Genomic DNA, 7,859 nt, shown 5'->3' on the forward strand with positions numbered 1-7,859 from the left:
CTCCCCGATCCCGGTGACGCGACCGCGTCCGCTCTCGGCCCGGTCAACGAGATCCCGGGCACCGTGGTCGACATCGCCGTCGAGGTCGGTGACACGGTCACCGCCGGCCAGAAGTTGGTCGTTATCGAGGCCATGAAAATGGAACATCCCGCCACGGCCGCCGTCGACGGAACGGTCGAGCAGATCCACGTCACGGTCGGCCAATACGTCGACGCGCACACCGTCCTCATCACTTTGGCAGCGGGAGATCAACCGTGAGCACGCACCAACCCCTACGAATCGCCAACTGTTCCGGCTTCTTCGGGGACCGCCTCGCTGCGGCACGCGAGATGGTCGACGGCGGGTCCATCGATGTCCTCACCGGCGACTGGCTCGCAGAGCTGACCATGGGCGTCCTGGTCAAACAGCGCAAACGCAACGCCGACAACGGGTTTGCCCGCACCTTCGTCCAGCAACTCGACGAGGTACTCGACTCCTGCCTCGACCGGCACATCAAGATCGTCTCGAACGCCGGCGGACTCAATCCCCATGCCTGCGCCGAGCAGGTAGCACGCATCGCCGAACGCGCGGGCCGGTCGGTGCGGGTCGCGGTCGTCGACGGTGACGACGCCACCGACGCCTTCAGCCGTGCTCGCGAGCAGGGTTGGGAAGCACTGCATCTCGACACCGGTCAGCCGTTCTCCGAGATCGGCCAGGACCCGGACGTCGTCAGCGCCTATCTCGGTGGGTGGGGCATCAAAGAAGCCCTCGACGCCGGCGCCGACGTCGTGATCACCGGTCGCGTCACCGACGCCGCGATCATTCTCGGGCCCGCCGCCTGGCACTTCGGCTGGTCTCGCACCGACTGGGATGCCCTCGCCGGAGCGGTCGCCGCGGGGCATGTGATCGAGTGCGGGGCGCAAGCAACCGGGGGGAACTTCTCCTTCTTCTCCGAGGTCCCCGGCATGGACCACGTCGGCTTCCCCATCGCCGAGATCGCCGCCGACGGCTCCTCCGTCATCACCAAACACGACGGCACCGGCGGTCAGGTCACCGTGGAAACGGTGACTGCGCAGTTGCTCTACGAGATCGACGGACCCCGCTACGCCAACCCCGACGTGATCACCCGCCTCGACACCGTCCAGCTCGACCAGGTCGGCGATGATCGAGTCCGAATCTCCGGTGTCCGAGGTGAACCCGCCCCCGCCACCGTTAAGGTCGGTGCGTTGGTCTCCGGTGGCTGGCGCAACGAGGTGACCTTCGTGCTCACCGGAACGAACATCGACGCGAAAGCCAACCTCGCCCAAAGCGCATTGTGGGCGACAATCCCCGGCGGAAAGGAGGCCTTTCAACATGTCACCACCCGCTTGCTGCGCGCCGATCGACCCGACCCTGCGACGATGACCGAGGCAGTCGCGCTGTTGACGATTGCAGTGACCGATCCGTCCCGGGAGAAGGTCGGCGCCTTTCCCCGCGCCGCGATCGAGACCGGATTGGCGAGCTACCCCGGCCTGTACTTTACCGCCCCGCCCACCCCGGGCAGCGAAATCTCCGTATTCTGGCCGACCTTGATGCCCGCCAGCATGTTCCACCAGCGAGTCACCCTGGCAGGAAACATCACCGACGTTCCTCCGGCCCCTACCGAACCGGAAGTTCCACCTTTCGAGCACATCACCACGGGTCCGGCCGAACCGCTTCCCGGTCCGACCGTCCGCCTGCCGATGGGCACCGTTCTCGGCACCCGCTCGGGCGACAAGGCAGGCAACGCCACACTGGGTGTCTGGGCCCGCGACAACGACGCGCACCGATGGCTGCGCTCGTGGTGGACCGAGGACGCGGTGCGTGCTTTGATCCCCGAGGCAGCGGACTGCCACCTGCGGATGTGGGAGCTGCCGCACCTGCGCGCCTGCGGAGTGACCATCGTCGGCCTACTCGGCCGCGGAGTGGCCGCAAACCTCGACCTCGATTCACAGGGAAAGGGACTCGGCGAGTACGTGCGCGCCAAGCACCTCGACATCCCCACCGTGTTACTGCCGGCCGACGGGCAGATGCCCGATGCACTCGTCGCCACCGAAACAGTGTAAGGAAGGCTCATGTCCCCTTTGAACACCACCACCGAACTGGTGCACCTCACCACCGAGCGCGGTGTGTCCACCATCACGCTCGACTCACCACACAACCGCAATGCGCTCTCCGCGCAGCTACGAACCGAGCTGCTGCAGCTGCTCGAGGAGGCACTGCGGGACGAGTCGACACGCGTCATCGTTCTCACGCACACCGGGTCTGTGTTCTGCGCAGGCGCCGACCTGAAAGAGGCGCGCAGCGCGGACACCACCAAGTCCGGTGGTGAACTCATCGCGGTCCTCGAGAAGCTGATGACCTCGCAGAAACCCGTGGTGGCGCGGCTCGCCGGCCCTGCCCGCGCCGGCGGGATCGGGCTCGTCGCCGCCTGCGACTTCGCAATCGCCGCCGACACCGTTACCTTCGGATTCAGCGAGGTCCGGATCGGGGTGATTCCTTCGATCATCTCGATACCGCTGCGGCTGCGAGTACTGCCACCGGCCCTGCAGCGGCTGTTCCTCACCGGGGAAACATTCGATGCGCATCACGCGGCGAGTATCGGCCTGGTCAGTGAGGTGACCGCCGCAGAGGACCTCGACAGCACAGTCGCCGGGCTCGCCCGCACACTGCAACTCGGCTCCCCCCAGGCCCTGGCCGGCGTCAAGCAGCTACTACATCCACCGAGTGCAACCCTGTCCGACCAGTTCGCACAGATGCAGAACCTCACCGCCCGGTACTTCGCCTCGCCGGAGGCGCGGGAAGGGATCCGAGCCTTCGCCGAGAAGCGGCCGCCCGCGTGGGTCCCGGCCGCCGACGCCGACAGTTCGACCTGACCGAGCCCCTCACACTCATTCAGCCATCGATTCAAGGACAGACGATGACCAAACGGCCGGGGCGGCCGCCCAGGCCCCGTATGCGGTCATCGTGTGCCATACGGAGGTAGTTCCCAGTGATCGAACTTTCCCACTCACCGGAGGTGACCGCCCTGGTCGAGAAGACCAGAGCGTTCACCCGCGATCTGGTGCTGCCCGTCGAGGACGAGCACCACGGCGACATCACCGCCGCCGGCGGTGACACCTTGCGGGTGGAACTGCAGAAGGCGGCCAAGGAAGCGGGGATCTTCGCCCCCCATGCGCCCGTCGAATACGGCGGCCTCGGGCTGAACATGACCGACCGCGCACCCATCTTCGAAGAAGCCGGATACTCCCTGTTCGGACCGGTGGCCTTGAACATCGCCGCACCCGACGAAGGCAACGTCCACATGCTCGACCACATCGCCAGCCCGGAACAAAAAGAACAGTTCCTCGCCCCCCTCGCCCGCGGCGACCTGCGATCTGCATTCGCGATGACCGAGCCGTCCCCGGGAGCCGGATCGGACCCGACCGCACTGACCACCCGCGCCGAGAAAGTATCCGGCGGGTGGAAAATCAACGGACACAAGTACTTCATCACCGGCGCGGACGGTACCGGATTCTTCATCATCTTCGCCCGCACCTCCGGGCAACCAGGCGACCGCGGCGGCGCCACCATGTTCATCACCCCCGCCGACGTACCCGGCCTGAATGTGGGTCGACACATCGACACCCTCGACAAGTCCATGATCGGCGGTCACTGCGAGGTGTTCTTCGAGGACCTGTTCGTTCCCGACAGCGGGGTACTCGGCGAAGTCGACCAGGGATTCCGCTACGTGCAGGTCCGGCTCGGACCGGCACGGATGACGCACGTCATGCGCTGGCTCGGAGCCGCGCGCCGCGGCCACGACATCGCGGTGGCACACGTCGCCGAGCGGGAAGCGTTCGGTGGCAAACTCGGCGATCTCGGCATGATCCAGCACATGGTCGCGGACAACGAGATCGACATCGCCGCCACCCGCACGCTGCTGACCCAGGCCTGCTGGGAACTCGATCAGGGTGGGCACGCGAGCAACGCCACCTCCATCGCGAAAACCTTCGCCGCCGAGGCGATCTTCCGGATCGTCGACCGCTCGATCCAGATGTGCGGCGGACTCGGGGTGTCCGGCGACCTTCCGCTCGCGCGACTCTCCCGTGAGGTGCGAGGATTCCGCATCTACGACGGGGCCTCCGAGGTACACCGCTGGGCCATCGCCAAACGGGCCATCGCTGCAGCGAAGAAGGCGGCCAGGGAGACCGCGACATGACCGCTACCCAGCACCGAGGACTCGATCTCGGCGACCTGCGCTCCTACCTGAGCGACTCCGGCGTGAAAATCGACGGCGAACTGCGGGCCGACCTGATCTCCGGCGGCAAATCCAATCTCACCTACGCCGTCTTCGACAGCTCCTCCCGATGGGTGCTGCGCCGGCCACCCACCGCCGGGCTCACGCCCTCCGCGCACGACGTGGCCCGCGAATACCGGATCACCTCGGCGCTGCAGGGCACCGGCGTCCCCGTCGCGCGCACCATCATGCTCTGCGAGGACGTATCCGTGCTCGGTGCCCCGTTCACCCTCGTCGAACACGTCAACGGACGTGTCGTCCGGACCAAGACGGACCTTGCCGAGCTCAGTGACCAAGACATCGACGCCTGCATCGACGAACTGGTCCAGGTCCTCGGCGCCCTACACAACGTCGACTACCACGCGGTCGGGCTCGGAGAGTTCGGCCGACCGGACGGGTATGTGGCCCGGCAGGTGGCGTTGTGGGCAAAGCAGTGGGGCCGGGTGAAAACCGACGACTCTCCCGATCTGGACCGGTTGCACGCGGGTCTCGCCGACACGATTCCCGCACAGTCGGAGGCCTCGATCGTGCACGGCGACTATCGGATCGACAACACCATCCTCGATTCGGGCGATGCCGGCCGGGTGGCTGCGGTAGTGGATTGGGAACTCTCTGCCCTCGGTGATCCGCTCACCGACGTCGCGTTGATGTGCGTCTACCGGAACCCGGTGTTCGATCTCGTCATCGGTGAACCCGCCGCATGGACGAGTTCGCGGCTGCCGTCGGCCGACGAGATCGCCCAGCGGTACACGCTCGCCTCGGGCCGGGAACTGGTGCACTGGAACTTCTATCTGGCGCTGGCCAACTTCAAACTCGCCGTCATCGCCGAAGGCATCAATCACCGCTACCGGGCGGGTGCGACCGTCGGGGACGGCTTCGACAAGGCGGGCGAGTCGGTACCCGAATTCATCGCGGCGGGTCTTCGCGCCCTGAAAGGAAAGAACTGATGGGCACCAGTGCACTCATCACCGGCGCCTCACGCGGGATCGGGCTGGGCATCGCCACCCGTCTTGCCGAGCAGGGCTACGGCCTGACGATCAGCGCCCGTGATCCCGAGCGGCTCGAGGCCGTCGCCCACAACCTGCGGGCAGCAGGGGCGAAAGAGGTCGTCGCGGCGGCCGGTGACCTGGCGGATCCAGCGGCGGTGGAGCAACTGGTCCATGCCCACGCTGACCGGTTCGACACCCTCAACGCGCTGGTCCTCAATGCCGGGTTCGGATCCTCCGGAACCATCGACGCCTACCCCATGCGGCGGTTCGACACGACCATCGACGTCAACTTGCGAGCCCCCCTGACCCTGTTGCAGCGAACGCTGCCATTGCTACGCTCCGCAGCGGCGACCGACCCCGCACGAGGTTCGAAGGTGGTTGCGCTGGCATCGATCACCGGTGTCTACGCCGAAGCGGGGCTCGCGGTGTACGGGGCGACGAAGGCCGCACTGATCTCGTTGATCGAAACCCTGAATGCGGAAGAGTCCGCTCACGGTGTCACAGCCACCGCGATCGCACCCGCCTTCGTGGACACCGACATGGCCACCTGGATCCATGACCAGATCCCACCCGAGACGATGATTCAAGTCGGCGACATCGTCGAACTCGTCGACGCACTGCTGCGCCTGTCCCCCCGCGCGGTGGTCCCCAACATCGTCGTCGGCCGCGCCGGAACGAGCAGCTACCACGCCTGACAGCCCGATCCGACGACCCCATCGACCTACCGAAGTGAGTACCGCCATGCGTGAAGCAGTCATCGTCTCCACCGCCCGGACCCCCATAGGAAAGGCGTACCGCGGCGCATACAACAACACCCAGGGCCAGCAGCTCGCGGCCCACGCTCTCACGCACGCCGTTCAGCGGGCAGGACTCGACGGAAGCGAGATCGAGGACGTCATCCTGGGGTGTGCCCTGCAGCAGGGCTCGACGGGCGGCAACATCGCTCGTCAAGCAGTTCTGCGGGCAGGCCTACCGGATTCGATCTCGGGCATGACCCTGGACCGGCAGTGCTCCTCGGGATTGATGGCCATCGCCACCGCAGCCAAACAGATCGTCTGCGACGGCATGAACGTCGCGGTAGGCGGCGGCATCGAATCGATTTCCCTGGTACAGAACGACAAACAGAACTACTACCGGGCACTGGACCCCTGGCTCGAGGACAACGCGCCGGCTATCTACATGCCCATGCTGCACACTGCCGAGATCGTCGCCGAACGCTACACCGTCAGCCGGCAGCGTCAAGACGAGTTCGCGGCGCTGTCCCAGCAGCGCACAGCCCGCGCTCAGGAGAACGGCCGGTTCGACGCAGAGATCGTTCCTCTGGACACCATCAAAACCGTGACCGACAGGGTGTCCGGCGGAACCATCGAGAGCCGGGTGACCCTGACCCAAGACGAGGGCAACCGGCCCTCGACCACCCTTGAGGGACTGGCCGCGCTGGCACCGGTGCTGCCGGACGGTCAGGTGTCCGTCCGAGCCACCGTGACGGCAGGCAACTCCTCCCAACTGTCCGATGGTGCATCAGCATCGGTACTGATGGAATCCAAAGAGGCTGAACGGCGTGGACTACAGCCCCTCGGAGTCTATCGCGGCATCGCGGTGGCCGGGTGCCGTCCGGACGAGATGGGCATCGGGCCGGTACTGGCGATCCCGAGACTGCTCAAGGAACACGGTCTCACCGTCGACGACATCGGACTGTGGGAGCTCAACGAAGCCTTCGCGTCCCAAGCCGTGTACTGCCGCGACGAACTCGGCATCGATCCCGAACGCTTCAACGTCAACGGCGGCGCGATCTCGGTCGGACACCCGTACGGGATGACCGGGGCGCGCCTGGTCGGTCACGCCCTGATCGAAGGCCAACGCCGAGGCGTGCGCTACGCCGTCGTTTCCATGTGCATCGGCGGCGGCATGGGGGCTGCCGGGCTGTTCGAAATCGCCTGACGTCGCCATCCAGCTCTGCCATCACCGTCATGGCACCCGGTGTGCAGCCACTTGCCGTCCGCCGAACACGCGCTGATGCAGGGCCTCAACGGTGGCCGCAGTCAGAGCAACACCCTGATCCTGCGACCCGGCGCACGTCACCCCAAGACCGGGGAATCCACGGATAGAGCACGCCCGCACAACAACATTCGAGGGACGACACCAATGACGACTGTCACCGAACCTTCCAACCGCGCAGCGGTCCCCATAGATTTTGTCAGCGGACTGGAGGGCGTGGTCGCCTTCACCAGTGATATCGCCGAACCCGACAAGGACGGCGGTTCGCTGCGCTACCGCGGCGTCGACATCGAGGACCTCGTCACGCGCGGGGTGACGTTCGGGGACGTGTGGGCGCTGCTGGTCGACGGGAAGTTCGGCCAGGGCCTGCCCCCGGCCGAGCCGTTCCCGCTGCCGATCCACACCGGCGACGTCCGCGTCGACGTCCAGGCCGGCCTGGCGATGCTCGCCCCGATCTGGGGCTTCGAGCCGCTCCTCGACATCGACGACGCCACCGCCCGCGAGAATCTCGCCCGCGCCGCCGTGATGGCACTGTCCTACGTCGCGCAGTCCGCGCGCGGCATCTACCAGCCCGCCGTGCCGCAGAAGCGCATCGA

Annotated in this window: 8 protein-coding genes; all 8 read left to right on the top strand. The window is 66.5% G+C overall.

The window, feature by feature from the left end; genetic code table 11:
* Nucleotides 1-258, top strand: a 258-nt coding sequence (locus tag OEY_RS0123100) for a biotin/lipoyl-containing protein (RefSeq protein ID WP_010596134.1), incomplete at its 5' end; no start/stop codon positions are given.
* Nucleotides 255-2,063 (top strand): acyclic terpene utilization AtuA family protein, encoded by a 1,809-nt coding sequence (locus OEY_RS28980; RefSeq protein WP_010596135.1) that lies wholly within the window; start codon nucleotides 255-257, stop codon nucleotides 2,061-2,063. The genes OEY_RS0123100 and OEY_RS28980, both read left to right, overlap by 4 nt.
* A 9-nt stretch (nucleotides 2,064-2,072) precedes the next feature.
* The gene (locus OEY_RS0123110; RefSeq protein WP_029540186.1) at nucleotides 2,073-2,873 is read left to right on the top strand and encodes an enoyl-CoA hydratase-related protein; all 801 of its coding nucleotides are present in this window, start codon (nucleotides 2,073-2,075) and stop codon (nucleotides 2,871-2,873) included.
* Between the two features lie 116 nt (nucleotides 2,874-2,989).
* A complete protein-coding gene (locus tag OEY_RS0123115; protein WP_010596137.1) occupies nucleotides 2,990-4,198 on the top strand; it encodes an acyl-CoA dehydrogenase family protein in 1,209 nt (402 codons plus the stop codon).
* Nucleotides 4,195-5,223: a phosphotransferase family protein gene (locus OEY_RS0123120; protein WP_010596138.1), complete on the top strand. Its 1,029-nt coding sequence runs from the start codon at nucleotides 4,195-4,197 to the stop codon at nucleotides 5,221-5,223. Before OEY_RS0123115 ends, OEY_RS0123120 begins: the two co-directional genes overlap by 4 nt.
* Nucleotides 5,223-5,960, top strand: coding sequence for an SDR family NAD(P)-dependent oxidoreductase (locus OEY_RS0123125; protein WP_010596139.1), 738 nt, complete (start codon nucleotides 5,223-5,225; stop codon nucleotides 5,958-5,960). The genes OEY_RS0123120 and OEY_RS0123125 overlap by 1 nt, the downstream gene beginning before the upstream one ends.
* A 46-nt stretch (nucleotides 5,961-6,006) precedes the next feature.
* Complete coding sequence (locus OEY_RS0123130; RefSeq protein ID WP_010596140.1) at nucleotides 6,007-7,206, top strand: acetyl-CoA C-acyltransferase; 1,200 nt, start codon at nucleotides 6,007-6,009, stop codon at nucleotides 7,204-7,206.
* 204 nt (nucleotides 7,207-7,410) lie between these two features.
* Nucleotides 7,411-7,859 (top strand): citrate/2-methylcitrate synthase (locus tag OEY_RS0123135; protein WP_043805757.1); only part of this gene is annotated, 449 nt, incomplete at its 3' end.

Origin of the sequence: Rhodococcus sp. P14, from assembly GCF_000256505.1 — a bacterium.
Taxonomy (GTDB): domain Bacteria; phylum Actinomycetota; class Actinomycetes; order Mycobacteriales; family Mycobacteriaceae; genus Rhodococcus; species Rhodococcus ruber.